The organism is Inquilinus sp. Marseille-Q2685, assembly GCF_916619195.1.
GTDB lineage: Bacteria > Pseudomonadota > Alphaproteobacteria > DSM-16000 > Inquilinaceae > Inquilinus.
The window spans coordinates 768,162-793,347 of sequence record NZ_CAKAKL010000001.1 but is presented as its reverse complement, the minus strand read 5'-3'; the positions used below and the strand labels follow the sequence as shown (position 1 = coordinate 793,347).

Sequence of the window (25,186 nt, the reverse complement as noted above, 5' to 3'; positions counted from 1 at the left end):
GTCGATGAGGGCGCCTGCGACCGCATGGGCGCGGTGCCGAACGAACGGATGCGAGGACGATATGGCGGAGATTACCGCAGCGCTGGTGAAGGAGCTTCGTGAGAAGACCGGCGCCGGCATGATGGATTGCAAGAAGGCGCTGGGCGAGAGCGGCGGCGATCTCGAGGCCGCGGTCGACTGGCTGCGCAAGAAGGGCTTGGCCGCTGCCGCCAAGAAGGCCGGCCGCGTTGCCGCCGAGGGCCTGGTCGGCGCCGCCGTCGAGGGCACCCGCGGCGTGCTGGTCGAGGTCAATTCCGAGACCGACTTCGTGTCGCGCAACGACAAGTTCCAGGGTCTGGTCTCGACCCTGGCCGACCTCGCCCTCAAGGCGAATGGCGACGTCGAGGCACTGGCCGCCAGCCCGTATCCCGGCACCGGCCGTACCGCCGCCGAGGAGGTGACCCATCTGGTCGCCACCATCGGCGAGAACATCAGCCTGCGCCGCAGCCAGGCCCTGAACGTCTCGAATGGCGTCGTCGCCGCCTATATCCACAGCCCGGTCGCGCCGGGCCTGGGCAAGATCGGCGTGCTGGTGGCGCTGGAATCGACCGGCGACAAGGCCAAGCTCGAAGCCTTCGGCAAGCAGATCGCGATGCATGTCGCGGCGGCCCGGCCGGAGGCGCTGCACATCGCCGATGTCGACGCCAGCAACCTCGAGCGTGAGCGCGCCGTGCTGGTCGAGCAGGCCCGCGCCAGCGGCAAGCCCGAGGCGATCATCGAGAAGATGGTCGAGGGCCGGCTGCGCAAGTACTACGAGGAAGTGGTGCTGCACGAGCAGGTCTGGGTCCTGGACGGTGAGACCAAGGTCCGGAAGGCGATCGAGGATGCCGCCAAGGATGTCGGCGCCCCGGTCAGCGTGACCGGCTTCGTCCGCTTCGTGCTCGGCGAGGGCATCGAGAAGGAGCAGGGCGACTTCGCGGCGGAAGTGGCGGCCACGCTGGGCCGCTGAACCGGAACCAGATCGGCGGCGCTGAGGGGAGTGGAGCGACATGGCGAAGGCGGCCCAGTATCGACGGGTGCTGTTGAAGATTTCCGGGGAAGCCCTGATGGGCGACCAGGACTACGGCATCGACCCGAAGATCGTGGATCGCATCGCCGATGACGTCGCGCAGGTCCACGCCCTCGGCGTCGAGGTCTGCATGGTGGTCGGCGGCGGCAACATCTTCCGCGGCATCAGCGGCGCCGCCTCGGGCATCGAGCGCGCCACCGCCGACTACATGGGCATGCTGGCCACGGTGATGAACGGCCTGGCGCTGCAGAGCGCCTGCGAGCACAAGGGCCTGCACACCCGCGTGGTGTCGGCCATCCCGATGCAGACGGTGTGCGAGCCCTACATCCGGCGCCGGGCGATCCGGCACATGGAGAAGGGCCGCGTCGTCATCTTCGTCGCCGGCACCGGCAACCCGTTCTTCACCACCGACACCGGCGCCGCGCTGCGGGCCTCCGAGATGGGCTGCGACGCCATGCTCATGGGCAAGCAGGTCGACGGTGTCTACGACGCCGACCCGCTCAGGGTCGCCGGGGCCAAGCGCTTCGATCGCTTGACCTATATGGACGTGCTGGCGAAAGATCTCCGCGTCATGGATCATGCGGCGATCTCGCTGGCCCGTGAGAACAAGATCCCGATCCTGGTCTTCTCCATCAACGAGCATGGCGCGTTCGCGGAGGTGGTCGCAGGGCAGGGACGCTACACCATCGTGACCGAGGAGGGCTGAGCGTGGCCAAAGCCGATCTCGACGACATCTCCCGCCGCATGGCGGGTGCTCTGGAGTCCCTGCGCAAGGATCTTGCCGGACTGCGCACCGGCCGCGCCAGCATCAGCCTGCTCGAGCCGATCACGGTCGACGTCTACGGCGCCCAGATGCCGCTGAACCAGGTCGGCACCATCGGCGTGCCGGAGCCGCGGATGCTGACGGTGACCGTCTGGGACCGCAGCGCGGTCAAGTCGGTGGAAAAGGCGATCCGTGATTCCGGCCTGGGCCTGAACCCGCAGACCGAGGGCCAGACCGTCCGCGTCCCGCTGCCGGAGCTGAGCGAGGAGCGCCGGCGCGAGCTGACCAAGGTCGCCGGCAAATATGCCGAGGCCGCTCGCGTCGCTGTGCGCAACGTCCGCCGCGACGGCATGGACGCGCTGAAGCGGGCGGAGAAGGACCACGAGATCTCCGAGGACGAGCACAAGCGCCTGGCCGACAAGATCCAGGCCTTGACCGACGCCCGGATCCGCGAGATTGACGAAGCGGCGGCGCAGAAGGAAAGAGAAATCCTCCAGGTCTGAGCAGCGGGATGCACCGTTTCGCCCCCAAGACCGAGGACCAGCCCGCGCTCCATGTCGCGATCATCATGGACGGCAACGGCCGCTGGGCGACCGCCCAGGGCCTGCCGCGCGCGATCGGCCATCGCCAGGGTGTCCATGCCGTCCAGCGGACGATCGACGCCGCGATCGCGCTCGATGTCGGCTATCTGACGCTGTTCGGCTTCTCGACCGAGAACTGGCGCCGGCCGATCCTCGAGGTCGGCGAGCTGATGAAGCTGCTGCGCTTCTTCCTGCGCGGCGAGCTCAAGGCCCTGCACAAGAAGGGCGTGCGGCTGCGCTTCATCGGCGACCGCGGCCGGCTGGCCCCGGACATCGTCGATCTCCTGGCCGAGAGCGAAGCGCTGACCCAGGACAACACCCGCCTCAACCTCACCGTCGCGCTCAGCTACGGCGCCCGGCAGGAGATCAGCGAGGCGGCGCGCCGGGTGGCGCGCGAGGTCGCGTCGGGCGCCCTGTCGCCGGACGCCATCGACGAGCAGCTGTTCGCCGACCGGCTGTTCACCGCCGACCTGCCTGATCCCGACCTGATCATCCGCACCAGCGGCGAGCAGCGGATCAGCAACTTTCTGCTGTGGCAGGCGGCCTATGCCGAGCTGATCTTCGTCGACACGCTGTGGCCGGATTTCGGCCATGCCGACCTGGAGGCCGCCCTCGCCGAGTTCCGGCGGCGGGAACGTCGCTATGGCGCCGTCGGTGGCCAATAGCCCGCAGGCCAAGCGCAGCAACCTCTCGCTGCGGATCCTCTCCAGCCTCGTTCTCGGACCGCTGATCCTCGCCGCCGTCTATGTTGGCCAATGGGAGTTCGCGGTCATCGTCGCGCTGCTCGGCGTGCTCGGCGTCGACGAATGGCTGCGGCTGGTGCTGCGGCGGCCGCCCCCCGGCTGGGCCCGGCTGTGCGCTGGCGTGGGCATCGTCGCGGTCACCATCGCCACGGGCTGTGCCGGCGCCGTCGCCGGCCTGATCGTGCTGGCCGCGGCGACGGCGGCCTTCGATATCGCCGTCAACCTGCGCCTCGGCACGCCCGGCCGGATGCCGGCGCTGGGGCTGCCCTATCTCGGCCTGACCGTGGTCGCACTGCTGCATCTGCGCCAGGACGGCTGGCAGCCGGTGATCTGGCTGCTGCTGGTGGTCTGGGCCACGGATATCGGCGGCTACATCTTCGGCCGCTGGATCGGCGGCCCCAGGTTGGCGCCCCGGCTGAGCCCGAAGAAGACCTGGGCCGGGCTGATCGGCGGCGCCGGCCTGGCGGCCGTGGCCGGAGCCGCCGCGATCGCCGTGCTGCACCGCGCCGGCGCGACGATCCTCGCCGTCCCCGGTGCCGCGCTGCTCGCCCTGGTGGCGCAGGCCGGAGACCTCGCCGAATCCGCGATCAAGCGCCGCTACGGCGTCAAGGACAGCGGCGACCTGATCCCCGGCCATGGCGGCGTGCTCGACCGGATCGACGGCCTGCTGGCTGCGGCGCCGCTCTTCGCCTTGTTCACAGCCCTTCTGGATATGTCCTTCAGATGATCTCCGCCCCATCCCCGGACGCTCCGCGCTCCGTCACCATCCTCGGCGCCACCGGCTCGGTCGGCGCCAGCACCGTCGACCTGATCGGCCGGTCGCCGGAACGCTTCACGGTCGAGGCGGTGACGGCCAACAAGGATGCGGAGCGGCTGGCGGCGATCGCCCGGCAGCTCGGCGCCCGTTACGCCGCGGTGGCCGACGAGGCAGCCTATCCGGCGCTGAAGGCCGCCCTGTCCGGCAGCGGCATCGAGGCCGCGGGCGGGGCGGAGGCGGTGGTGGCGGCTGCGGCCCGGCCGGCGGAATGGGTGATGGGCGCGATCGTCGGCGCCGCCGGCTTGCAGCCGATCCTGACCGCGATCCGGCGCGGCGCCATGGTCGCCTTCGCCAACAAGGAGTGCCTAGTCTGCGCCGGCGGGCTGATGATGGCCGAGGTGCGGAAGCACGGCGCCACGCTGCTGCCGGTGGACAGCGAGCACAACGCCATCTTCCAGGTGTTCCAGCCCGGCGAGAAGGTGCGGCGGCTGATCCTGACCGCCTCCGGCGGGCCGTTCCGGGAATGGAGCCGCAAGCGCATGGCGGCGGCCACGCCGGCCCAGGCGGTGGCGCATCCGAACTGGAGCATGGGCGCCAAGATCTCGGTCGACAGCGCCACCATGATGAACAAGGGGCTCGAGCTGATCGAGGCCTCGCACCTCTTCGCGATGCCGGAGGACCGGATCGAGATCGTGGTCCATCCCCAGTCGGTGATCCACAGCCTGGTCGACTACGCCGACGGCTCGGTGCTGGCCCAGCTGGGGGTGCCCGACATGCGGGTGCCGATCGCCTACACCCTGGCCTGGCCGGAGCGGATGGAGACGCCCTGCGCCGCGCTGGACCTGGCCCGGATCGCCCGGCTGGACTTCCAGCAGCCGGACCCGGAGCGGTTCCCGGCGCTGCGGCTGACCCGGGAGTGCCTGCGGCAGGGCGGTTCGGCCGCGACCGTGCTGAACGCCGCCAACGAGGTGGCGGTGGCGGCGTTCCTGGAGGGGCGGATCGGCTTCCTCGACATCGAGCGCATCGTCGAGAGCACCCTTGCCATGATTCCGGCACAAGCTGTGGCGACTCTGGACGAGGTGTTCGCCATCGACGCAGAGGCGCGACGGCACGCCGCTGCGCTTTGAATTCGCGGGCGAGCGGGCCTACATAGGCTCTCTGGCCGAGAGGACCGTATGACGCTGTTCACCTATCTGATCCCGTTCTTGGTCGTGCTGACCGTCCTGGTCTTCGTGCACGAGTTCGGCCACTACTGGGTCGCCCGCCGCAACGGGGTCCGGGTCGAGATCTTCTCGATCGGCTTCGGGCCGGAGCTGTTCGGCTTCAACGACCGGCACGGCACCCGCTGGAAGTTCAGCGTCGTGCCGCTCGGCGGCTATGTGAAGATGTTCGGCGACGCCGACGCGGCCTCCAGCCCGGCGAGCGCGGCGCTGGACGGCATGAGCGAAGACCAGCGGGCGGTGTCGTTCCACCACAAGCCGGTGGGCCAGCGCGCCGCCATCGCCGCCGCCGGGCCGATCGCGAATTTCCTGTTCTCGATCGTCGCCCTGTTCTTCCTGTTCCTGATCGGCGGCCATCCCTTCCCGCCGGCGGTGGTGGGCGAGGTGTCGCCGGGCGGCGCCGCGGCCGAGGCGGGGGTCCGGTCGGGGGACCGGATCACCAGCATCGACGGCACCGCGGTCGACCGCTTCGCCGAGCTCGGCATCGCCATCCGCAACGGCAACGGCAAGGCCGTGACGATCGGCGTCGACCGCGACGGCGAGGCGCTGAGCTTCGCCCTGACTCCGCGGCAGGAGACGGTGCCGACGACCGATGGCGGTTCGGCCACCATCTGGCGCCTCGGCATCGCCGCCGACACCGGGCCCTACGGCGTCGCCGAAGCGGCGCGGATGGCGGTCACCGAGAGCTGGGAGATCGTGTCGATGACCGCCTCGGCGCTCGGCCAGATGGTCTCCGGCCAGCGCGGCACCGAGGATCTCGGCGGCCCGATCCGCATCGCCCAGATGTCGGGCGAGGTTTACCAGGTCGGCATCGTGGCGCTGCTCTGGTTCATGGCGATCCTGTCGATCAATCTCGGCCTGATCAACCTGGTGCCGATCCCGATGCTCGACGGCGGCCATCTGCTGTTCTGCGCCATCGAGGCGATCCGCGGCCGTCCGCTCGGCGCGCGCGCCCAAGAATACGGTTTCCGCCTTGGGCTTGCTTTGGTATTAACCCTGATGCTCTTCGCGACCTGGAACGACCTGGTCCAACTCAAGGTTGTGGCCTTTTTCAAAGGCTTGGTGTCCTGAGCCGGGACGTGTTACCGGATCACGGCGGGGGTGACTCGCCGGGTCCGCAGCCGCTGATGCTGGGGGGCGGCGGTCGTTCGTCAAACCTTTCGCGTCCGACCGGTCGGGGGCGAGAGGCATGGGTGTGAGTTTGAGGGGAAAGCAGAAACCGATGTCGACCGTGACCTCCCGACTCTGGCTCGCGGCCGTGGCGGCTGTCGCTCTTGGTACCGCGCCCATGGCGGCGCCGGCGCAGACCCGCGGCGGAGGGACCATCGCCGACGTCAAGGTCGAGGGATCGCAGCGGATCGAGCCCGCCACCGTGATCTCCTACATGGCGATCAAGCCGGGTGACGACTACAGCGACCGCGGCGTCGACGAATCCGTCAAGAGCCTGTTCGCGACCGGCCTGTTCTCCAACGTCCAGATCCGGCGCGAGGGCTCCAGCCTCGTGGTGACTGTCGAAGAGAACCCGATCATCAACGAGATCGCGTTCGAGGGGAACGACCGCTTCGACGACACCAAGTTGACGGCGGAGATCGAGGAGCGCCCGCGGCAGGTCTATACCCGGACCAAGGCGCAAAGCGACGCCGACCGCATCCAGCAGCTCTATCGCCGCAGCGGCCGCTTCGCCGTCGCGGTCGAGCCGAAGATCATCAAGCTCGACCAGAACCGCGTGAACCTGGTGTTCGAGATCCGCGAGGGCGACCTCGCCAAGATCGAGCGGATCAACTTCGTCGGCAACCGTGCCTTCTCCAACAGCGAGCTGCGCGACGAGATCCTGACCAAGGAGACCGAGTGGTGGAACATCCTCGCCTCCAACGACACCTATGACCCGGACCGCCTCGCGGTCGACCAGGAGATGCTGCGCCGCTTCTACCTGAACCGCGGCTATGCCGATTTCCGTGTGGTCTCGGCGGTGTCGGAGCTGGCGCCGGACGGCGAAGGCTTCTTCATCACCTTCACGGTCGACGAGGGCGAGCGCTACAAGTTCGGCAAGATCGACGTCAACAGCGCCCTGCCGGGCGTGACGCCGGAGGAGCTGCAGACCGTCATCGTCAGCCAGGAAGGCGACTGGTACTCCAGCAAGTCGGTCGAGGATTCGATCCAGGCCCTGACGACCTATCTCGGCGACCGGCAATATGCCTTCGTCGACATCCAGCCCTCGGTGCAGCGCAATCGCGAAGAGAAGCTGATCGCGATCACCTACGAGATCTCCGAGGGGCCGCGCGTCTTCGTCGAGCGCATCGACATCAGCGGCAACGTCCGCACCGCGGACGAGGTGATCCGCCGCGAGTTCGAACTGGCCGAAGGCGATCCGTTCAACGCCTCGCGGCTGAAGCGGTCCGAGACCAACATCCGCAACCTAGGCTTCTTCAGCAAGGTCGACATCAAGCCGACCCCAGGCACGGCTCCGGACCAGACGGTGATCCAGGCCGCCGTGGCTGAGCAGTCGACCGGCGAATTGCAGCTCGGCGTCGGCTACTCGACCAGCGACGGTCCGCTCGGCGACGTCACCATCCGCGAGCGCAACCTGCTCGGCCGTGGCCAGGACCTGCGGCTGTCGACCTCGCTCAGCGGCGTGTCCTCGCAGATCGACCTGAGCTTCACCGAACCGTATTTCCTCGGCCGCAACCTCGCGGCGGGCTTCGACCTGTTCCGGACCACCCGCGACAACCAGAGCTTCAGCTCCTACGACGAGACCAACACCGGTTTCGCGCTGCGCATGGGTTATCCGCTGAGCGAGAACCTGCGGCAGACCCTGCGCTACCGCCTGAACTACCGCCAGGTCTCGGACGTCAGCGACGACGCCTCGCGCTTCATCAAGGAGCAGGAGGGCAACACGCTGTCCTCCGCGGTGCAGCAGACCCTGACCTATGACCGGCTGGACAGCCGCATCAACCCGACCGACGGTTACCGGATCACGCTCTCGAACGAGGTGGCGGGCCTTGGCGGCGACGTGCACTACTTCAAGACCCAGCTCAGCGCCGACTGGTACTACCCGGTCACCGAGTCCATGGTGCTGAACATCGGCGGCCAGGTCGGCAACATCTTCGGCCTTGGCGAGGACGTCCGGATCAACGACCGGTTCTTCCTGGGCGGCAACTCGTTCCGAGGCTTCCAGACCGGCGGCCTCGGCCCGCGCGACTTGAGCTCCGACGACAAGGACGCGCTGGGCGGCAACAACTTCGCCCTCGGCTCGATCGAGCTCAGCTTCCCGCTCGGCCTGCCCAGCGAGTTCGCCCTGCAGGGGCATGCCTTCACCGATGTCGGCACGCTGTGGGGTTCGGACGACCACGGCGCCGGCATCGTCGACGACGCGGCGCTGCGCGCCTCGGCCGGCCTCGGCGTGTCCTGGGCCTCGCCCTTCGGCCCGATCCGCCTTGATTACGCCTATCCCTTCGCCAAGCGCGACTACGACAAGCAGGAGCAGTTGCACATCAGCTTCGGCACCAGATTCTGATCGATGCGGCGGCGGCCCGTTCCTGCGGTCGCGCGGCTACCCGCGGCGCCGGCGAAGGCCGGCGCCGCTTTCGTTGAACGGCGCGGGATGGCCGCTGCCCGCCGGCCGTGAACAGAGAGAGCGCCCATGCCCGATCCGCGATTCTTTCGCAGCGCCGGTCCGTTCCCGCTCGGCCGCCTCGCCGAGATCGCCGGCGCGACCCTGGCGCAGGGGGCTGACCCGGACCGGCCGATCGCCAGCGTCGCGCCCCTCGACGCCGCAGGCCCGGACGACATCAGCTTCCTCGACAACCGCAAATATGTCGACGCCTTCGCCGCCAGCAGGGCCGGCGCCTGCGTCGTCGCGCCGGCCCTGGCCGACCGGGCGCCGGCCGGCATGGCGCTGTTGCTGACGCCGAAGCCCTACAAGGGCTATGCGCTGATCGCCCAGGCCTTCTTCCCGTTACCGCTGGCGCGCCCCGGCATCGCGGCCTCCGCGACGGTCGACCCGGCGGCCCGGATCGGCGAGGGGGTGGAGATCGGGCCGGGGGCCGTGATCGAGGCCGGGGCCGAGATCGGATCCTTCTGCCGGATCGGGCCGAACGCCGTGGTCGGCGCCGGCGTGGTGCTGGGCGAGCGCAGCGTGATCGGGGCGGGGGCATCGCTCAGCCATTGCCTCGTCGGAGCGCGGGTCACGATCTATCCCGGCGCCCGCATCGGCCAGGACGGCTTCGGCTTCGCCATGGACGCCGAGGGGCATGTCCGCCTGCCGCAGCTGGGCCGCGTCATCATCGAGGACGATGTCGAGGTCGGGGCGAACTCCACGATCGACCGCGGGGCCGGCCCGGACACGGTGATCGGCCGGGGAGCGATGATTGATAATCTGGTGCAGATCGGGCACAACGTGCAGGTCGGACGAGGCGCCGTCATCGTCGCGCAGGCAGGCGTGGCGGGGAGCACCAAGTTGGGCGATTTCGCCGTTCTGGCTGCCAAGGCTGGTGTCGCGGGCCATCTCACCATAGGTGCAGGGGCGAAGATCGCCGCGAATGCGGGGGTGATGCGCGATGTCGAGCCCGGCGCGGAGGTGGTGGGCGCCCCCGCGATCCCGAAGCGGCAGTTTTTCCGGCAGCAGGTCATGCTAGCGCGTCTAGCCGAAGGGAAGGGCGACTGAGATGGACGGAGCCGCCAGCGACAAGAAGAACGTGTCGCAGCTGGACATCCTCAAGATCATGGAGATGATCCCGCATCGCTATCCGATGATCCTGGTGGATCGCGTGATCGATGTGGTGCCGGACGAAAGCTGCACCGGGATCAAGAACGTCACCATCAACGAGGGCTTCTTCCAGGGGCACTTCCCGCGCTACCCGGTCATGCCGGGCGTGATGATCGTCGAGTCCATGGCGCAGACCGCCGCCGTGCTGGTCGTCGCCACGCTGGGCGAGGACGCCAAGGGCAAGCTGGTCTACTTCATGACCGTCGACAGCGCCCGATTCCGCCGGCCGGTGACGCCGGGCGACAGCCTTCGGGTCCATGTCCGCAAGCTGCAGCAGCGCCGCAACGTCTGGAAGTTCTCCGGCGAGGTGAAGGTCGACGGCACGTTGGTGGCGGAGGCCGAGTTCGCCGCCATGATCATGGACGATCTATGAGTTCTGCCACCATTCATCCGATGGCCCTGGTCGACCCCGCGGCGAAGCTCGGGGCCGGCGTCAGGATCGGTCCGTTCTGCACCGTCGGCCCGGAGGTCGAGCTCGGCGACGAGGTCGAACTGATCTCGCATGTCGTGGTCGCGGGGCGCACCAGCATCGGCCCGAAGACCCGTGTCTTTCCCTTCGTCTCGCTCGGCCTGCCGCCGCAGGACCTGAAGTTCTCCGGCGAGAAGTCGCAGCTGATCATCGGCGCCAACAACGTGATCCGCGAGCACGTGACCATGAATCCGGGCACGCGCGGCGACAAGATGAAGACCGTGGTCGGCGACAACTGCATGTTCATGGTGAACACGCATGTGGCCCATGACTGCATCCTCGGCAGCAACATCATCATGGCCAACAACGCCGTCCTGGCCGGCCATGTGACGATCGAGGACCACGTCATCATCGGCGGCAACAGCGCCATCCATCAGCATCTCCGGCTGGGCGCCCACAGCTTCGTCGGCGGCATGACGCCGGTGCGCAACGACATCATCCCCTTCGGCCTGGCGATCGGCGAGACCGCGACGCTGAACGGGCTGAACCTGGTCGGGCTGAAGCGCCGCGGATTCACCAAGCCGCAGATCCAGTCGCTGCTGGCCGCCTACCGCACCCTGTTCGAGGGAGAGGCCCAGTTCGCCGAGCGCATCGAGGCCACTCGGCAGAAGTTCGGCGACAACGAGGTGGTGCAGCGCATCCTCGCCTTCATCGACGCCGATTCCGGCCGCAACGTGATGCAGCCGGCCCGCCGACGGCATGCCGGATAAGCTCGGCATCCTGGCCGCGGCGGGCCCGCTGCCCGGTCGGCTGGTCGAGGCATGCCGCCAGGCCGGGCGGGACTTCGTCGTCGTTGCCTATCGCGGCATGACCGACCCGGCCCTGGTCGAAGGCGACGCGGTGCCGCATTTCTGGACCCGGCTGGGCGCCGCAGGCCGCTGGATCGACGAGCTGAAGCGCCAGGGCGCCCACACGCTCTGCCCGGTCGGCAACATCCGCCGGCCGAGCCTGTTCGAGCTGATGCCCGACTTCAAGGCGGTGCGGATCCTGACCCGCATCGGCTTCTCCTCGCTCGGCGACGACGCGCTGCTGACGGCGCTGCGCCGGGTGCTGCAGGAGGAGGGGTTCCACCTCGTCGCATTGCATGAGGTGATCGACGACTTCCTGGCCCGGCCCGGACTGCTGACCAGGACCGCGCCGGACGAGTTGGCCCGGGCCGACATCGCCAAGGCGCGCGAGATCGCCCGCGAGATCGGGCGACTGGACATCGGCCAGGGCGCGGTGGTGCAGCACGGCTACGTCCTGGCGGTCGAGGCGGCGGAGGGCACCGATGCGATGCTGCGACGATGCGGCCCGCTGGCCCGGCCCGGCCCGGGCGGCGTGCTGGTCAAGGCCAAGAAGCCGCAGCAGGACGTGCGATTGGACCCGCCGACGATCGGCGTCACCACAGTCGAGCTCGCCGCCGCCGCCGGGCTGCGCGGCATCGTGGTCGAGGCCGGCGGCGCCATGATCATCGACGCCGAGACGGTGCGGCAGGCGGCCGACCGGCACGGCCTGTTCGTGCTGTGCCTGGCGGAGGGCGAGTGATGGCGCCCCACGTCTTCCTGGTGGCGACCGAGCCGTCGGGCGACCTGATGGGCGCCAGCCTGATGGCGGCGCTGAAGCGGCGTTGCGGCGACGGCGTGCGCTTCAGCGGCGTCGGCGGCGCCCGGATGGCGGCGGAGGGGCTGGAGAGCCTGTTCCCGCTGGCCGACATCGCGGTGATGGGCGCGGTCGAGCTGGTGCCGCAGCTGCCGCGGCTGTTCGACCGGATCCGCCGCACCGCCGAGGCGGCGCTGGCGGCGAAGCCGGACGCGATGGTGTCGATCGACGGGCTGGCCTTCAACGCCCGGGTCGCGGCGCGGCTGGCCGGGCGCAGCTTCCCGATCGTGCATTTCGTCGCCCCCAAGGTCTGGGCCTGGCGGCCGGGCCGGGCGCGCAAGCTGGCGGAGCTCGTCGACCATCTGATGGTGCAGCTGCCCTTCGAGCCGCCCTGGTTCGAGCGCCACGGCCTGCCCACCACCTATGTCGGCCATCCGATCATCGAGACCGCGGCGGGGCAGGGGGATGGCGCCCGGTTCCGGCAGGCGCACGGCATCGCTCCGGACGTGAAGCTGCTGACCGTGCTGCCCGGCAGCCGGCGCGGCGAGATCCAGCGGCTGCTGCCGGTGTTCAGTGAGACGGTGCGGGCGCTGGCGTCGCGCCACCCCGGGCTGCGCCTGGCCGTGCCGACGGTCGAGACGGTGGCGGCGCCGGTGCGCGAGGCGGTGCGGTCCTGGCCCGGTGAGCCGATCGTGATCGAGGGCGATGCCGAGAAATACGACGCCTTCGCCGCCAGCGACGCGGCGCTCGCCGCCTCCGGCACGGTGGCGCTGGAGCTGGGCCTAGCCCGGGTGCCGAGCGTGATCGCCTATCGCGTCAACCCGCTCTCGGCCTTCGTCGTGCGGCGGATGCTCACGACCAGATATGCCAATCTGGTCAACATCATGCTGGACCGCCCGGCAGTGCCGGAGTTGCTGCAGGAGAACTGCACGGCGGAAAAGCTCACGGCCGCGATCGACAGTCTGCTGACCGATCCCGCGGCCCTGCCGCCCAACGCGAGGCCTATGACGAGGTGGCGCGGATGATGCTGCTGCCGGACGGCGCCGTGCCGGGCGACCGGGCGGCGCAGGTGGTGCTGGACGTGATCCGGCAGGGGCGGCGGCGCGAAAAAATCAAAGCGTAGGTTGAGTTCGCGTCGCGAATCCAACCTACATCAATGCGAAATCAGGAAAACAGCCAGGTCAGCAGCGCCGCCCCGCCCAGGACCGCGAGGATGGCGGCGGCTGTGCGCAGCTTGGCGCGCAGCGGCGCCCGGTTCGTGTTCGCGGCCCGGGGCACCGGCCGCGGTATGGTCGAAATGCCGACCGGCCGGCCCGGGCGCCCCGTGGCGCGCGGGCCGGTGCGGTCGATCTGGGTGCCTCGCCTAGCCACGCTCGCTCAGCGGCACGAAGTCGCGCGGCGTGTGGCCGGTGAAGAGCTGGCGCGGCCGGCCGATCTTCTGGTGCGGGTCGCCGATCATCTCGGTCCACTGCGCGATCCAGCCGACGGTGCGGGCCACGGCGAACAGCACGGTGAACATGCTGGTCGGGAAGCCCATCGCCTTCAGGATGATGCCCGAATAGAAGTCGACATTCGGGTACAGCTTCCGCTCGACGAAGTACTCGTCCTCGAGCGCGATCTTCTCCAGCGCCATGGCGAGGTCGAGCAGCGGGTCCTTGATGCCGAGCTCCTCCAGCACCTCGTAGCAGGTGGCGCGCATCACCTTGGCGCGCGGATCGTAGTTCTTGTAGACGCGGTGGCCGAAGCCCATCAGGCGGAACGGATCGTCCTTGTCCTTGGCCCGCTTGACGTATTCGCCGACGCGGTCCTTGGTGCCGATCTCGCCCAGCATCTTCAGCACCGCCTCGTTGGCGCCGCCATGCGCCGGGCCCCACAGCGAGGCGATGCCGGCGGCGATGCAGGCGAAGGGGTTGGCGCCGCTGGAGCCGGCGAGGCGCACGGTCGAGGTCGAGGCGTTCTGCTCGTGGTCGGCGTGCAGGATCAGGATGCGGTCCATGGCGCGGGACAGCACCGGGTTCACCTTGTACTGCTCCGCCGGCACGGCGAAGGTCATGTACAGGAAGTTCTCGGCGAAGCTGAGGTCGTTCCGCGGGTACATGAAAGGCTGGCCGACCGAGTACTTGTAGGCCATGGCGGCCAGCGTCGGCAGCTTGGCGATCAGCCGGTGCGACGCGACCTCGCGCTGGCGCGGGTCATGGATGTCGGTCGAGTCGTGGTAGAAGGCCGACAGCGCGCCGGTGACGCCGCACAGCACCGCCATCGGGTGGGCGTCGCGGCGGAAGCCGCGATAGAAATGGTGGATCTGCTCATGCACCATCGTGTGGCGGGTGATGGTGTGCTCGAACTCGGCGGCCTGGGCCGGGTTCGGCAGCTCGCCATGCAGCAGCAGGTAGCAGACCTCGAGGAAGTTGCTCTTCTCCGCCAGGTCGTCGATGGCGTAGCCGCGGTGCAGCAGGACGCCCTCGTCGCCGTCGATGAAGGTGATCTGGCTGTCGCAGGAGCCGGTCGAGGTGAAGCCGGGGTCGTAGGTGAACATCCCGGTTTCCGCATACAGCTTGCGGATGTCGATGACGCTCGGGCCCATGGTCCCGTCGATCACGGGCAACTCCACCGACTTACCGGTCGAGTTGTCGGTCAGCGTGACGGTCTTCTGCGCCACGGGGGTCTTCGTATCGGGCATGACGATGTCCTTGAGCGGGGGCTTCGTACTGGAAACGCAGATCGTCCGCTCCGTCGGTCGCGAGGATAGTCGGCCGGCGGAGCAAGATCAACGCGACTTGGGTCCTCCCGACGACGGATTCCGATCGCCTGTTTTTTAGGCGTTCTCTGAATTATCGAACCGGATCAAGTTGTTGCAGATGCCCTTTAAGAGGCGCTTGCAACATCCCGGATCCGCCGCAGCGTCTCGTCCCGGCCGAGGATCGCGGCCACCTCGAAGATACCTGGTGACACGTTCGATCCGGTCAATGCCGCACGCAGCGGCTGGGCCACCTTGCCCAGCTTCAGCCCCTCGGCCTCGGCGAAGCGGTTGACCTCGGCCTCCAGCGCCGCCTCGGTCCAGTCGTTCAGGCTGGACAGCGCCGCCAGCAGCCGGCCCAGCAGGGCGCGGGCGTCGTCGGTCAGGATCTTCTGCGCCGCCTCGTTGATCGGCAGCGGGCCGGAGCGGAGATAGAACAGTGCGCTGTCGGCCAGCTCGACCAGCGTCTTGGCCCGCTGCTTCAGCCCGGTCATGGCCAGCAGCAGGATGGCCCGGTCGGCGTCGTCGAGCGAGCGGCCCAGCGCCGTCTCCAGATTCGCTGTGATCCGCTCCAGGAGCTCGGCGTCCGGCGTCTCGCGCATGTAGATGCCGTTCAGGTTCTCAAGCTTGGCGAAGTCCAGGCGCGAAGGCGAGCGGCCGACGCCGTCGAGGTCGAACCACTCGATCGCCTTCTCGGTCGGGATCACCTCCTCGTCGCCATGGCCCCAGCCGAGCCGCAGCAGATAGTTGCGCAACGCCGCCGGCAGGTAGCCCATGTCGCGATAGGCCTCGATGCCGAGCGCGCCGTGCCGCTTCGACAGCTTGGCCCCGTCCGGCCCGTGGATCAGCGGGATATGGGCGAAGTCCGGCGGGGTGGCGCCGATGGCGTTGTACAGCTGCACCTGGCGGAAGGTGTTGGTCAGGTGGTCGTCGCCGCGGATGATCTGGGTGATGCCCATATCGATGTCGTCGACCACCACCGACAGCATGTAGACCGGCGTGCCGTCGGCCCGCAGCAGCACCATGTCGTCGAGCTGGTCGTTCTGCACCGTGACCGTGCCCTGGACCTTGTCCTGGACCGTGGTCTCGCCGTCTCGCGGCGCCCGCAGCCGGATCACCGGCTCGACGCCCTTCGGCGCCTCGGCCGGATCGCGGTCGCGCCAATAGCTGGTGTAGTACGCCCAGGGCTTGCCCTCGGCCTTGGCCTTCTCGCGCAGCGCCTCCAGCTCGGCCGGCTGCAGCCAGCAGTGATAGGCCTTGCCCTCGGCCAGCAGCTTGCGCGCGACCTCGGCATGCCGCTCCCGCCGCTCGAACTGCGACACGATCTCCTCGTCCCAGTCCAGCCCGAACCAGGCCAGCCCGTCGATGATCTTGCGCACCGCATCCTCGCTGGAGCGGGCGCGGTCGGTGTCCTCGATGCGCAGGCGGAACACGCCGCCGTGATGGCGGGCATAGAGCCAGTTGTACAGGGCCGTCCGGGCCCCGCCGATATGCAGGTAGCCGGTCGGGGATGGGGCGAAGCGGGTCACGACCGTCATGGGTCAAATTCCACAGGGCTGCTAGGATCAGTGCGAGAGGTCCATAGCATAGGCCTTCGGGCGATGGCTAATGCGGGGGCATCGGTCGGAGGTCCGAGATCCGTGCGGGCGTCGCTGCGGCGGCTTGGCCCCGGCGGATGGGGGATCACCCGGCCGGATTGGGCGGGGCTGGCGGATGCACTGGCCGGCGGCGTGCGGCGCCGGCTGGTGCTGCTGGTGCCCTGCGGCCTGGGCGCCGGCATCGGCGTCTACTTCGCCCTGCCGTCGGAGCCGCCGCTGGCCGCGGGGCTGGGCGCGCTGGTCCTGTCCGCCCTGCTGGTGCTGCTGCTGCTTCGGCGTCCGCGGGCGCTGTGCTTCGCCGCGCTGCTGCTGGCGGTCGCCGTCGGTTTCCTGGCGGCGGAGCTGCGCACCCGGGCGGTGGCGGCGCCGCTGCTCGACCGCGAGCTCCGGGGCCTGGTGACCGGCACGGTGAAGACGGTCGACCTGCTGCCGCATGGCGTGCGCATCGTGCTCGCCGACCTGACCCTCGAGGGGCTGGCGCCGGAAGCGACGCCGGCGGCGGTGCGGCTGCGGCTGCTCGGGGCCGAGGCGGTGCCCGCGGCCGGCGACCGGATCCGGGTGCGGGCGACGCTGGCGCCGGTGGACGGGCCGGCCTATCCCGGCGGCTTCGATTTCCGACGGCAGCTGTTCTTCCAGGGCATCGGCGGCACCGGCTTCGCCATGGGCCGGGTGGAGCGGCTGAACGAGGCCGACCCGACGCCGTCCCGCCTGGCCCGGCTGCAGGACGGGATCGCCACCCGGGTGCGGGCACAGGTGGAAGGCGACGCCGGCGCCATCGCCGTCGCCTTCCTGACCGGCGAGCGCGCCGGCATCAGCGACCAGGCCAATGAGGCGATGCGCGATTCCGGCCTGGCCCATCTGCTGTCGATCTCCGGCATCCATATCAGCCTGGTGGCGATCCTGCTGCTCGGCGGGATCCGGCTGGCCCTGGCGCTGATCGAGCCGGTGGCGCTGCGCTGGCCGATCAAGAAATGGGCGGCCGGCATCGCGCTGCTCGGCATCGTCGGCTACACGATCCTGGTCGGCGCGTCGGTGCCGACGGTGCGGTCCTGCGTCATGACCGGCGTGGTCCTGTTGGCGGTGATGGCCGACCGCGTGGCGATCTCGATGCGGCTGGTCGCCCTGGCCGCCACGGTGGTGCTTCTGGTGGTGCCGGAGGCGCTGCCGGGGCCGAGCTTCCAGATGTCCTTCGCCGCGGTGATCGCGCTGATCGCGGCCTATGAGGCGCTGCGGCCCTATCTCGCCGGGTGGCGGGCCGACGCCGGGCCGGCGCGCCGGGTGCTGTTCTATCTCGGCAGCATCGTGCTGACGACGCTGGTCGCCACGGTCGCGACCACGCCTTTCGCCATCTTTCATTTCCAGCGCTTCGCCCCGCTGGCCGTGGCCGCCAATCTGATGGCGATCCCGCTGACCTCGCTGTGGATCATGCCCTGCGTGCTGCTGGCCTATCCGGCCATGCTGTTCGGCCTCGACGGCTGGGTGCTGCCGCTGCTGGGCTGGGGCATCGAGGCGATGCTGTGGGTGGCGAACACCGTTGCCGCCTGGCCGCTGGCCGCCTTCTCGGTGCCGGCGATTCCGGCCTGGGGGCTGGTCGCCGGCGCCGTCGGCGGGCTGTGGCTGTGCCTGGCCGGGGGACGGATGCGCCTGCTGGGGCTGCTGGCCCTCCCGCTGGTGCTGGTGGCTGCGCTGACCGCGCCGTCGCCGCAGATCCTGGTCGACGGCACCGGCCGGCTGGCGGCGGCGCGGGCGCCGGAGGGCGGGCTTTCCTTCTCCACCCGCCGCAGCGAGCGCTTCATCCGCGAGATCTGGCTGCGGGCGGAGGCCGCGGCGGAGGATGCGCCCTGGCCGCAGCAAGGGACGGCCGCCGGCGACCGGCTGGCCTGCGACCCGCGCGGCTGCCTCTACCGCTTCGGCGGCCGGACGGTGGCTTTCGTCCGCAGCGGCGAGGCCTTCGACGACGACTGCGCCGGCACCGACCTCGTGGTCACCGATCTGGTGGCGCCACGCTGGTGCCGCCCGCGCTTCGGCGCCTGGGACCGCTTCGCCCTGCGCCGCGCCGGCGGCCTCGCGGTCGACCTCTCCGGCCCCGAGCCGGAGATCGCCACGGTGACCGAGGCGGTGGGCGACCGTCCCTGGGCGCCGGCCCCGTTCCGGGCGGCGGCGCGCGAGTGACCGGTCAGCGCACCGTTGCCATCGTCCGGCCTTCGGCATTGCCGGCCTTGGCCGCGTCCAGCACCTCCGGATAGGGGTAGTTCAGCCCCAGCAGCTGGCGCAGGTCGGGGCTGGCCTGCTCGACGAAGGCGCGGGGCAGGGCGGCCGGCATGTCCTCCATCGGCTTCACGAATTTCGGCAGGTACTGGATCAGGATCGCCGACCGGTCCTGCCGCGACCGGTTCGGCATGGCGCAGTGCCAGACCGCGCCGAAGAACACCACGGTGTCGCCCGGCTCGCCCAGCATGCGGCTGCAGCGCTCGTGGAAGCGGTCGCCCTCGGCCGGGTAGCGCAGCGCCTTCTGCGTCCCCGGCACATAGGCGGTGGCGCCGGTCTCCTCGGTGAAGGGGTCCAGCAGGATCGTCGCCTGGGCGTTCAGCGGGAAGGAGCCGTTGATCCGCACCGGATGCGACTCCGGCTTGTGCATGTCCCAGTAGGGGTAGTCGATATGCGGTTCCTGGCCCGGGCCGCCCGGCAGGATGCGGTTGGCCGCGATCGATCCCATGATGAACTCGCTGCCCAGGAAGGCGCGCATCACCGCCATCAGCGCCGGATGCGCCGCCATGCGCGAGAACACCTCGCCCTTGGCCAGCAGGTTCCACACCCGGCGCTGCAGGTCGATGCGGCCCTCCTGCTCGGCCGCGCCCTGGAAATGCGTGACCTTCGGGGCGCTGCCCTCGGATTCGCGCATCACCACGGCGCGCGCGTCGGCGATCTCGGCTGGCGTGAACAGGCCGCGCAGCAGCACCGCGCCCGGGCCGTCCAGCAGCTCCGCCACGATCGCGCCCGGGTCGATCGTGTCCGGTGTGTAGGTCTTCATGCCGTTCCTCCCTGTCGGACGCCGCAGCGTAATCCGATTTGCAAGCGCTTGCAAATCGGATCGGGGCTCGTAGAGTTCCCGTGGGGTAGGATCACGCGGACCAGGGAGGATGCAGATGACGGGGACGCTTCGGATCGGGCTGGTCGGCGCCGGCTACATGGGCAAGGCGCACAGTATCGGCCTGCAGCTGGTGCGCACGGCGTTCCAGCCGCCGCTGATCCCGGTCTGCGAGATGATCTGCAGCACCACGGAGGAGGGGGCGGCCGCCCATGCCCGGGCCTGGGGCTGGAACCGGTCGACCGCGGACTGGCGGGCGCTGGTCGCCGACCCGGCGGTCGACGCGGTGATCATCGCCACCCCGCCGCGCACCCATCTGGCCATGGCGACCGAGGCGCTGCGCCTGGGCAAGCCGGTGTTCTGCGAGAAGCCGCTGGGCTGCGACCCGGCCGAATCCAGGGCCATGGTCGACGCAGCCGAAGCCGCGGGCCTCGCCACCATGGTCGGCTTCAACTACATCCGCACCCCGGCGAGCCAGCTGGCGAAGCAGATCATCGATGCCGGCGAGATCGGCGAGGTGATCCAGGTCACCGCCGAGCATGTCGAGGACTATCTGCACGACCCGCGGGCGCCGGCCTCGTGGCGTACCCGGATCGCCACCGGCACCGAGGCCGGGGCGCTGGGTGACGTCGCCCCGCACATCGTCAATGCCTGCCTGCGGCTGGTCGGGCCGATCGAGTCGCTGGTCGCCGACCTCAATATCGTCCAAGTCACGCGGCCTGGGCCCGAGGGCGAGGAGCGGGTGGAGAACGACGACCAGGGCCAGATGCTGCTGCGCTTCGCCAACGGCGCCACCGGCTCGCTCAGCTTCAGCCGCGTCGCCGCCGGGCGGAAGATGGGCTACACCTACCGCATCACCGGCACCAAGGGCGCCCTGGCCTTCGACCAGGAGAACCAGAACGAGCTGTGGCTGTACGACGCCGCGCGGCCGGCCGCGCGCCAGGGCTTTCAGCGCCTGCTGACCGGGCCGGCGCATCCCGACTACCTGGCCTTCAACCAGGGCGTCGGTCACGGCACCGGCTACAACGAGCAGATCGCGATCGAGGCGCGCGATTTCCTCGAGGCGGTGGCGACCGGCCGGCCAGTCTGGCCGACCTTCCGCGGTGGCTGGGAGGTCGACCGCGTCACCGCCGCGGCCCTGCGCTCGGCCCGCGAGCGGGCGTGGGTGCGGATCGCCGATGTGTGAGCTTCAGCCGCGCAGCCGCGACCGGGCGGTCGGCGACAGCAGCGCGACTTCCGGCGGCCGGGCCAGACGCGGTTGCAGCGCTTCGGGGACGGCGGCGTGGCGCTCGAAGGCCCTCCGGTCCGGGAAACGGGAAAACCAGACGAAGACGTGAGCATCTTCGCGCACCGGCAGCGCCGGGAAGCCGTTCTCGCCGTGCTCGCTCACGAAGCTCGCCAGGACCGGCACGCCGGCATCCCTCAGCATCGGCGCCAGGACGGTCTTGAACACCTCCGGAAACCCGCCCTCGGCTTCCGGCCGCAGATGCCAAGTGGTGGCCACGATGATCCCGCCCGCTTCGCCGCCCGGGGCAGGGCGGTCGCGGCTGAGCCGGAATCCCGACCCCGGATGCGCCGGCCGCAGCAGCAGCACGTCGTCCGAATCGATCATGGTGGCGTTGGCGGCGCCGCGATGCGCCTGCCACACCGGCCCGCCGTAGAAGGCGCGCAGCGAATCCGTCCGCGCCTCCAGGTCGGGAAAGCCGCGCAACCAGACAAACTGGTCGGGCGCCTCCAGGTCGCGGAACTGGCCGATAACGTCGATCCCGACCGCCTCCTGCGTCTCGATGAACTCCCGGTCGAACAGCGTGATGAGCGTCTCGCGCTGTCCCGGATGCAGCGTGTAGCGCCGCAGCTCCACGATCGGGCTGAAGGTCCGGTTCCCGGTGTCCATGATTGCCTCCAAAACAGACCGGTTGTCCGGTTTTAAAACAGACTGATTGTCCGGTTAAGTCAATCTGCTATGGTTGGGCATGGCCGAGACCGACAGCAGGCGGAAGCGCAGCTACGACCCCGAGGGCACGCGCCGGCGCCTGCTGGATGTGGCGGCGGAGGCGTTCCAGTCGCGCGGCTTTCAAGCCACCGGCATGCATGAGCTGATGCGCGAGGCCGGGGTGACAGGCGGTGCGCTGTACCACCATTTCCCGACCAAGAAGGCGCTTGGCCTCGCCGTGATCCGCGACCGGGTGGCGGCCGAGGTGGAGGAGACCTGGATCGAGCCCGTCCGCAGGGCGCCGGATGCGGTCGACGGCATCGTCGAGGTGTTCGACCGGATCGCCGCCGGGCTGCGACGGCGCGGCGCCGTCTCCGGCTGCCCGCTGAACAATCTGGCGCTGGAGCTGTCGCTGGCCGATCCGGAGTTCCGCGCGGCGATGGATGCGGTGTTCGCGGCCTGGCGGGCGGCGATCGCGGCGCGGCTGCGCGCCGACCAGGCGGCCGGCCGGCTGGCCGCGGCGGATGCCGACGACCTCGCGGCCTTCATCGTCGCCGCCTATTCGGGAGCGATGGCCCAGGCCAAGGCGCAGCAGGACGCCGCCCCGCTGGAGGCCTGCGCCCGGCAGTTGATCCGGTGCCTGGAAGGGCTGCGGACCGGCGCCTAGAGGCTGTCGCGCTCGACCAGCTTGATCTCGAACAGCCGGCCTTGGATCGGGTGATCCGGGTCGGCTAGCCGGGCGGCGATCTGGCCGATGGCGTGGCGCACCATCTCGGCCATGGGCTGGCGGACCGTGGTCAGGCGATAGCCGGGCCAGGCGGCCAGGGGCATGTCGTCGAAGCCGACGATGCCGATCTCCTTCGGCACGGCGAGACCGCGCTCGCGGCAGGCGTCGACGGCGCCGAGCGCCAGGATATCGTCGCCGCAGAACACCGCCTGCGGCCGGTGACGGTCGAGCAGCGCATGCATGCCGCGGCGGCCATGCTCATGCGAATAGTCGCCGGCATACTCCACGGCCAGGGGCTGCAGGCCTGCCGCCGTCAGCCTCTGGGTGAAGCCCGCGGCGCGGTCGATCGATGACGAATCGGTCGCGGCCCCGCCCAGGAAGGCCAACTGCCGCAGGCCGCGCGCCAGCATCGCTTCGGCGACCAGGCGTCCGCCCGCGACATTGTCGACCGTCACCGCCGGCACGGTCTCCGGCCCGGCCCGGCCGAACACATGCACCACCGGCAGCCCGGCGCGGGCGCAGGATTCGGCGAAGCCCTCGGGGGGCGCGGAGGTGGCGATCAGCACCGCGTCGACGCTGTACTGCAGCATCATGTCGAAGGCGGAGCCGGCACCGCCATCCTCCGACAGATTGGCGATCAGCGGCCGCAGCCCGCGGCGCTGCAGCTCCCGCGTGAACAGGTCGAACACGTCCATGAAGGCGGGATTGGCGAAATGGCTCGACACCAGCCCGACCAACTCCGTCCGGCCGGTCATCAGGCTGCGCGCCAGCTGGTTGGGGCGATAGCCCAGCGCCTCGGCCGCCGCCAGGACGCGGGCCCGCATCCGGGGCGAGACGCTGGCGTCCTTGGTGAAGGTGCGGGAGACGGCCGAGATCGACACGCCGGCCGCCGCGGCGACCTGCTGCGCCGTGACCCGGTCGGCGCCGCCGGCTCGATGCCTGGTCCGGCCGCTCACGGCCCGCCGCCCGGAAGGTTACGCCCGATCAAGGCGACGCGGCCGGCCGGACGCGGGCGAGGCGCAGCAGCGTCCCGTTGTGGTCCTCGCTGATCAGGACGCTGCCATCCGCCATCTCGGCCAGCCCGACCGGTGCGCCCTGCGGCCTTATGCCTTTGGCGGCGTCCCAGCCGGAAACGAGCGGCTGCGGCTGGCCCTGTGGAAGGCCCCGATCGTCGATCGCCAGCGCCATGACCCGGTGCCCGGTGTCGCGATAGCCGTGATAGGTCATCAGCACCCGGCCTTCGAGTCCCGGCAGCGCCGATCCGCGATAGACGAGCATGCCGAGGGGCGCGGCATGCGGCGGCAGCAGCAGGATCGGCACTTCGACCCGGCCGCAGTCGAAATGCGGGTATTCGGGGCTGGACTTGCGGTCGTCGTAGCAATAGGGCCAGCCGTAATCGGCGTTTTCGCGAAGCACGGTGTAGACATCGTGCGGCAACGCCTCGTCGGACAGGCTGGGATCGGCCTGGTCGATGGCGTCCCGCGCATTCACCAGCGCCAGCGGCGTGCCGTTCGGCAGCGCCGCGAGCGCCATGCTGTTGCGCAGCCCGCGGGCGAAGGGGGCGAGCGTGCGGGCATCCACAGGAAGGGCGTCGGCCGCCACGCGCAGGACGCTGCCGCGTGGCGGCGTGCCTTCGGTCTCCGGGCAGGGCTTGGCGGGATCCGGGGCCGAATCGTCGGCGCGTTCGCAGTGATCGGTCGCGGAGCCGACATTGACGAAGAGGGCGCCGTCCGGCGCCAGGGCCAGGGCGGCGAGGGGATGGCGGCCATCGTTCGGCAGGCCGGTCACCACGTCGCGCAGCGCGGCGGCCGGCGGATCCGCCTTCGGATCGACCGACACGATCCGTCCGGCCAGGCCCAGCAGCAGCTTGCCGTCCGGCGTCGGCACCAGGCCGTTCGGCCGGTCCAGCTTGGTCAGCAGCACCTGCGGCGCCCCGCGACCGCCCTCGGGAAGGCGCAGCAGCCGGCCGCGCCCTTTCTCCCAGCTGCCCATGTCGGCGACGTAGATATCGTCACCGATCACGGCCACGCCGCGCGCGAAGCGGAGCCCGGCGGCGACGAGGCCGACGCAGAGCCCGTCCGGAGTGCGAAGCGAGACCTTCGGAAAGCCGTCGCAGTCGCCGGAGGTGCGGTAGCCGCCGGCGGCCTGCGCCGGAACGCCGGCGCAGATGCCGAGACAAAGCAAGGCGAGGGCCAGCAGGCGAAGCAGCGATCGACACAGAAGCATGCACGGACGTCCGGTGCGTTGCGGGACGCTGCAAGAGGACCGGACAAAGCGCCAACCGGCAAGCCCGGACTGCGCCTGCAGGCAGCCTGCTGAGGCCCGTCGGAACGGTCGCCGTCGGATCTTACGAGTAGGTCCGCAGCAGCCCGATCAGTCGCCCCTGGATGCGGACGCGGTCAGTGGGCAGGTAGCGGGTCTCATAGGCCGGGTTGGCGGCCTCCAGCCCGATCGAGGCGCCCTTCTTGCGCAGCCGCTTCAGCGTCACCTCGTTGTCGTCGACCAGGGCGACGACGATGGTGCCGGCATCGGCCGCGTCGCAGCGCTTGATGATGACGGTGTCGCCGTCCAGGATCCCGGCCTCGACCATGCTGTCGCCGGCGACCTCCAGGGCGTAGTGCTCGCCCGGGCCGAGCAGCGAGGCCGGCACTTCGGCATAGTTGGAATGGTCGCGCAGCGCCTCGATCGGCATGCCGGCGGCGATCCGGCCGTAGAGCGGCAGGCGGACGCCGTGCTCGGGATTGCTGAGATCGGCGCGTTCCAGCTTGCGGCCGGGCAGGGCGGCATCGGACCGCACGGGCCGGAAGGGAACGACATTGTCATCCTCGGCCGCTGCCGTCGCCGGCGCGTCCGACTTCAGGCAATCGGGCAGTCGAAGCACCTCCAGCGCCCGGGCCCGATGCGGCAGCCGCCGAATAAAACCGCGCTCCTCGAGCCCGGTGATCAGTCGATGGATGCCCGATTTGGACTTCAGGCTCAGGGCGTCCTTCATCTCATCGAAGGATGGACTGACGCCGTCCGCCTCCAGGCGGCGGTGAACGAACAACAACAACTCCTGTTGCTTTCGCGTCAGCAAGGCATCCTCCGTTCGCAGAGGCCGCGGCGCGGCCGAATCCCTGACGGAGAAGATAGGAGGAACAAAACAAAAACACAAGCGGCTAACTGTGTCGCGCCCG

The 25,186-nt window shown here is 70.0% G+C and carries 24 protein-coding genes; 16 read left to right on the top strand and 8 right to left on the bottom strand.

The window, feature by feature from the left end; translation table 11 throughout:
• The first annotated feature begins 61 nt into the window (after nt 1–61).
• From tsf to lpxB, 13 genes are all read left to right on the top strand, one after another.
• The gene (gene tsf / locus LG391_RS03770; protein WP_225766568.1) at nt 62–988 is read left to right on the top strand and encodes a translation elongation factor Ts; all 927 of its coding nucleotides are present in this window, start codon (nt 62–64) and stop codon (nt 986–988) included.
• Nucleotides 989–1,028: 40 nt separating this feature from the next.
• Complete coding sequence (gene pyrH / locus LG391_RS03765; protein ID WP_225766566.1) at nt 1,029–1,754, top strand: UMP kinase; 726 nt, start codon at nt 1,029–1,031, stop codon at nt 1,752–1,754.
• Nucleotides 1,755–1,792: 38 nt separating this feature from the next.
• On the top strand, nt 1,793–2,314 hold the full coding sequence (gene frr / locus LG391_RS03760) for a ribosome recycling factor (RefSeq protein WP_304608421.1): 522 nt from the start codon (nt 1,793–1,795) through the stop codon (nt 2,312–2,314).
• Nucleotides 2,315–2,322: 8 nt separating this feature from the next.
• Nucleotides 2,323–3,057 (top strand): isoprenyl transferase, encoded by a 735-nt coding sequence (locus tag LG391_RS03755; RefSeq protein ID WP_225766561.1) that lies wholly within the window; start codon nt 2,323–2,325, stop codon nt 3,055–3,057.
• Nucleotides 3,047–3,862, top strand: a complete 816-nt coding sequence (locus tag LG391_RS03750; protein WP_225766559.1) for a phosphatidate cytidylyltransferase — start codon at nt 3,047–3,049, stop codon at nt 3,860–3,862. The genes LG391_RS03755 and LG391_RS03750 overlap by 11 nt, the downstream gene beginning before the upstream one ends.
• Nucleotides 3,859–5,019: a 1-deoxy-D-xylulose-5-phosphate reductoisomerase gene (locus LG391_RS03745; protein ID WP_225766558.1), complete on the top strand. Its 1,161-nt coding sequence runs from the start codon at nt 3,859–3,861 to the stop codon at nt 5,017–5,019. The genes LG391_RS03750 and LG391_RS03745 overlap by 4 nt, the downstream gene beginning before the upstream one ends.
• A 48-nt stretch (nt 5,020–5,067) precedes the next feature.
• On the top strand, nt 5,068–6,183 hold the full coding sequence (rseP, locus tag LG391_RS03740) for an RIP metalloprotease RseP (protein WP_225766556.1): 1,116 nt from the start codon (nt 5,068–5,070) through the stop codon (nt 6,181–6,183).
• Nucleotides 6,184–6,334: 151 nt separating this feature from the next.
• The gene (gene bamA / locus LG391_RS03735; protein WP_225766554.1) at nt 6,335–8,626 is read left to right on the top strand and encodes an outer membrane protein assembly factor BamA; all 2,292 of its coding nucleotides are present in this window, start codon (nt 6,335–6,337) and stop codon (nt 8,624–8,626) included.
• A 126-nt stretch (nt 8,627–8,752) separates the two neighbouring features.
• On the top strand, nt 8,753–9,775 hold the full coding sequence (gene lpxD, locus LG391_RS03730) for a UDP-3-O-(3-hydroxymyristoyl)glucosamine N-acyltransferase (protein WP_225766552.1): 1,023 nt from the start codon (nt 8,753–8,755) through the stop codon (nt 9,773–9,775).
• Between the two features lies 1 nt (nt 9,776).
• Nucleotides 9,777–10,250, top strand: a complete 474-nt coding sequence (fabZ, locus tag LG391_RS03725; protein ID WP_225766549.1) for a 3-hydroxyacyl-ACP dehydratase FabZ — start codon at nt 9,777–9,779, stop codon at nt 10,248–10,250.
• Entirely contained in the window at nt 10,247–11,056 is an 810-nt protein-coding gene (gene lpxA, locus LG391_RS03720; protein ID WP_225766548.1) for an acyl-ACP--UDP-N-acetylglucosamine O-acyltransferase, read from the top strand. The genes fabZ and lpxA overlap by 4 nt, the downstream gene beginning before the upstream one ends.
• Nucleotides 11,046–11,873, top strand: coding sequence for an LpxI family protein (locus tag LG391_RS03715; RefSeq protein ID WP_225766546.1), 828 nt, complete (start codon nt 11,046–11,048; stop codon nt 11,871–11,873). Before lpxA ends, LG391_RS03715 begins: the two co-directional genes overlap by 11 nt.
• Nucleotides 11,873–12,952 (top strand): lipid-A-disaccharide synthase, encoded by a 1,080-nt coding sequence (gene lpxB / locus LG391_RS03710; RefSeq protein WP_225766544.1) that lies wholly within the window; start codon nt 11,873–11,875, stop codon nt 12,950–12,952. The genes LG391_RS03715 and lpxB overlap by 1 nt, the downstream gene beginning before the upstream one ends.
• Before the next feature lie 139 nt (nt 12,953–13,091).
• On the opposite strand, the gene LG391_RS03705 is transcribed toward lpxB, so the two are convergent.
• The 3 genes from LG391_RS03705 to gltX all read right to left on the bottom strand — a co-directional run bounded on the left by LG391_RS03705 (nt 13,092) and on the right by gltX (nt 16,202).
• Nucleotides 13,092–13,298: a hypothetical protein gene (locus LG391_RS03705; protein ID WP_225766542.1), complete on the bottom strand. Its 207-nt coding sequence runs from the start codon at nt 13,296–13,298 to the stop codon at nt 13,092–13,094.
• On the bottom strand, nt 13,291–14,607 hold the full coding sequence (locus LG391_RS03700; protein ID WP_225766540.1) for a citrate synthase: 1,317 nt from the start codon (nt 14,605–14,607) through the stop codon (nt 13,291–13,293). Before LG391_RS03700 ends, LG391_RS03705 begins: the two co-directional genes overlap by 8 nt.
• 185 nt (nt 14,608–14,792) lie before the next feature.
• Complete coding sequence (gltX, locus tag LG391_RS03695; protein WP_225766538.1) at nt 14,793–16,202, bottom strand: glutamate--tRNA ligase; 1,410 nt, start codon at nt 16,200–16,202, stop codon at nt 14,793–14,795.
• A 102-nt stretch (nt 16,203–16,304) separates the two neighbouring features.
• Between gltX and LG391_RS03690 the strand changes: the two genes are divergently transcribed.
• Entirely contained in the window at nt 16,305–18,434 is a 2,130-nt protein-coding gene (locus LG391_RS03690) for a ComEC/Rec2 family competence protein (RefSeq protein ID WP_225766536.1), read from the top strand.
• A gap of 4 nt (nt 18,435–18,438) precedes the next feature.
• On the opposite strand, the gene LG391_RS03685 is transcribed toward LG391_RS03690, so the two are convergent.
• Entirely contained in the window at nt 18,439–19,293 is an 855-nt protein-coding gene (locus LG391_RS03685) for a phytanoyl-CoA dioxygenase family protein (RefSeq protein ID WP_225766534.1), read from the bottom strand.
• Between the two features lie 115 nt (nt 19,294–19,408).
• On the opposite strand from LG391_RS03685, the gene LG391_RS03680 reads away from it, so the two are divergent.
• The gene (locus tag LG391_RS03680) at nt 19,409–20,536 is read left to right on the top strand and encodes a Gfo/Idh/MocA family protein (protein WP_225766532.1); all 1,128 of its coding nucleotides are present in this window, start codon (nt 19,409–19,411) and stop codon (nt 20,534–20,536) included.
• A gap of 3 nt (nt 20,537–20,539) precedes the next feature.
• On the opposite strand, the gene LG391_RS03675 is transcribed toward LG391_RS03680, so the two are convergent.
• Complete coding sequence (locus tag LG391_RS03675; RefSeq protein ID WP_225766530.1) at nt 20,540–21,244, bottom strand: NIPSNAP family protein; 705 nt, start codon at nt 21,242–21,244, stop codon at nt 20,540–20,542.
• A gap of 79 nt (nt 21,245–21,323) precedes the next feature.
• On the opposite strand from LG391_RS03675, the gene LG391_RS03670 reads away from it, so the two are divergent.
• Nucleotides 21,324–21,950, top strand: coding sequence for a TetR/AcrR family transcriptional regulator (locus LG391_RS03670; protein WP_225766528.1), 627 nt, complete (start codon nt 21,324–21,326; stop codon nt 21,948–21,950).
• On the opposite strand, the gene LG391_RS03665 is transcribed toward LG391_RS03670, so the two are convergent.
• The 3 genes from LG391_RS03665 to lexA form a co-directional block, all read right to left on the bottom strand.
• On the bottom strand, nt 21,947–22,966 hold the full coding sequence (locus LG391_RS03665) for a LacI family DNA-binding transcriptional regulator (RefSeq protein ID WP_225766526.1): 1,020 nt from the start codon (nt 22,964–22,966) through the stop codon (nt 21,947–21,949). The genes LG391_RS03670 and LG391_RS03665 overlap by 4 nt on opposite strands.
• A 28-nt stretch (nt 22,967–22,994) precedes the next feature.
• The gene (locus tag LG391_RS03660; RefSeq protein WP_225766525.1) at nt 22,995–24,236 is read right to left on the bottom strand and encodes a sorbosone dehydrogenase family protein; all 1,242 of its coding nucleotides are present in this window, start codon (nt 24,234–24,236) and stop codon (nt 22,995–22,997) included.
• Between the two features lie 121 nt (nt 24,237–24,357).
• A complete protein-coding gene (gene lexA / locus LG391_RS03655; RefSeq protein ID WP_225766524.1) occupies nt 24,358–25,086 on the bottom strand; it encodes a transcriptional repressor LexA in 729 nt (242 codons plus the stop codon).
• Nucleotides 25,087–25,186 lie beyond the last annotated feature (100 nt).

What these genes read in the sequence shown, in the direction of transcription:
- tsf (WP_225766568.1), top strand. Translation starts at nt 62, where the DNA reads ATGGCGGAGATTACCGCAGCGCTGGTGAAGGAGCTTCGTGAGAAGACC.
- pyrH (WP_225766566.1), top strand. Translation starts at nt 1,029, where the DNA reads ATGGCGAAGGCGGCCCAGTATCGACGGGTGCTGTTGAAGATTTCCGGG.
- frr (WP_304608421.1), top strand. Translation starts at nt 1,793, where the DNA reads ATGGCGGGTGCTCTGGAGTCCCTGCGCAAGGATCTTGCCGGACTGCGC.
- LG391_RS03755 (WP_225766561.1), top strand. Translation starts at nt 2,323, where the DNA reads ATGCACCGTTTCGCCCCCAAGACCGAGGACCAGCCCGCGCTCCATGTC.
- LG391_RS03745 (WP_225766558.1), top strand. Translation starts at nt 3,859, where the DNA reads ATGATCTCCGCCCCATCCCCGGACGCTCCGCGCTCCGTCACCATCCTC.
- rseP (WP_225766556.1), top strand. Translation starts at nt 5,068, where the DNA reads ATGACGCTGTTCACCTATCTGATCCCGTTCTTGGTCGTGCTGACCGTC.
- bamA (WP_225766554.1), top strand. Translation starts at nt 6,335, where the DNA reads ATGTCGACCGTGACCTCCCGACTCTGGCTCGCGGCCGTGGCGGCTGTC.
- lpxD (WP_225766552.1), top strand. Translation starts at nt 8,753, where the DNA reads ATGCCCGATCCGCGATTCTTTCGCAGCGCCGGTCCGTTCCCGCTCGGC.
- fabZ (WP_225766549.1), top strand. Translation starts at nt 9,777, where the DNA reads ATGGACGGAGCCGCCAGCGACAAGAAGAACGTGTCGCAGCTGGACATC.
- lpxA (WP_225766548.1), top strand. Translation starts at nt 10,247, where the DNA reads ATGAGTTCTGCCACCATTCATCCGATGGCCCTGGTCGACCCCGCGGCG.
- LG391_RS03715 (WP_225766546.1), top strand. Translation starts at nt 11,046, where the DNA reads ATGCCGGATAAGCTCGGCATCCTGGCCGCGGCGGGCCCGCTGCCCGGT.
- lpxB (WP_225766544.1), top strand. Translation starts at nt 11,873, where the DNA reads ATGGCGCCCCACGTCTTCCTGGTGGCGACCGAGCCGTCGGGCGACCTG.
- LG391_RS03700 (WP_225766540.1), bottom strand. Translation starts at nt 14,607, where the DNA reads ATGCCCGATACGAAGACCCCCGTGGCGCAGAAGACCGTCACGCTGACC.
- gltX (WP_225766538.1), bottom strand. Translation starts at nt 16,202, where the DNA reads ATGACGGTCGTGACCCGCTTCGCCCCATCCCCGACCGGCTACCTGCAT.
- LG391_RS03685 (WP_225766534.1), bottom strand. Translation starts at nt 19,293, where the DNA reads ATGAAGACCTACACACCGGACACGATCGACCCGGGCGCGATCGTGGCG.
- LG391_RS03680 (WP_225766532.1), top strand. Translation starts at nt 19,409, where the DNA reads ATGACGGGGACGCTTCGGATCGGGCTGGTCGGCGCCGGCTACATGGGC.
- LG391_RS03675 (WP_225766530.1), bottom strand. Translation starts at nt 21,244, where the DNA reads ATGGACACCGGGAACCGGACCTTCAGCCCGATCGTGGAGCTGCGGCGC.
- LG391_RS03670 (WP_225766528.1), top strand. Translation starts at nt 21,324, where the DNA reads ATGGCCGAGACCGACAGCAGGCGGAAGCGCAGCTACGACCCCGAGGGC.
- LG391_RS03660 (WP_225766525.1), bottom strand. Translation starts at nt 24,236, where the DNA reads ATGCTTCTGTGTCGATCGCTGCTTCGCCTGCTGGCCCTCGCCTTGCTT.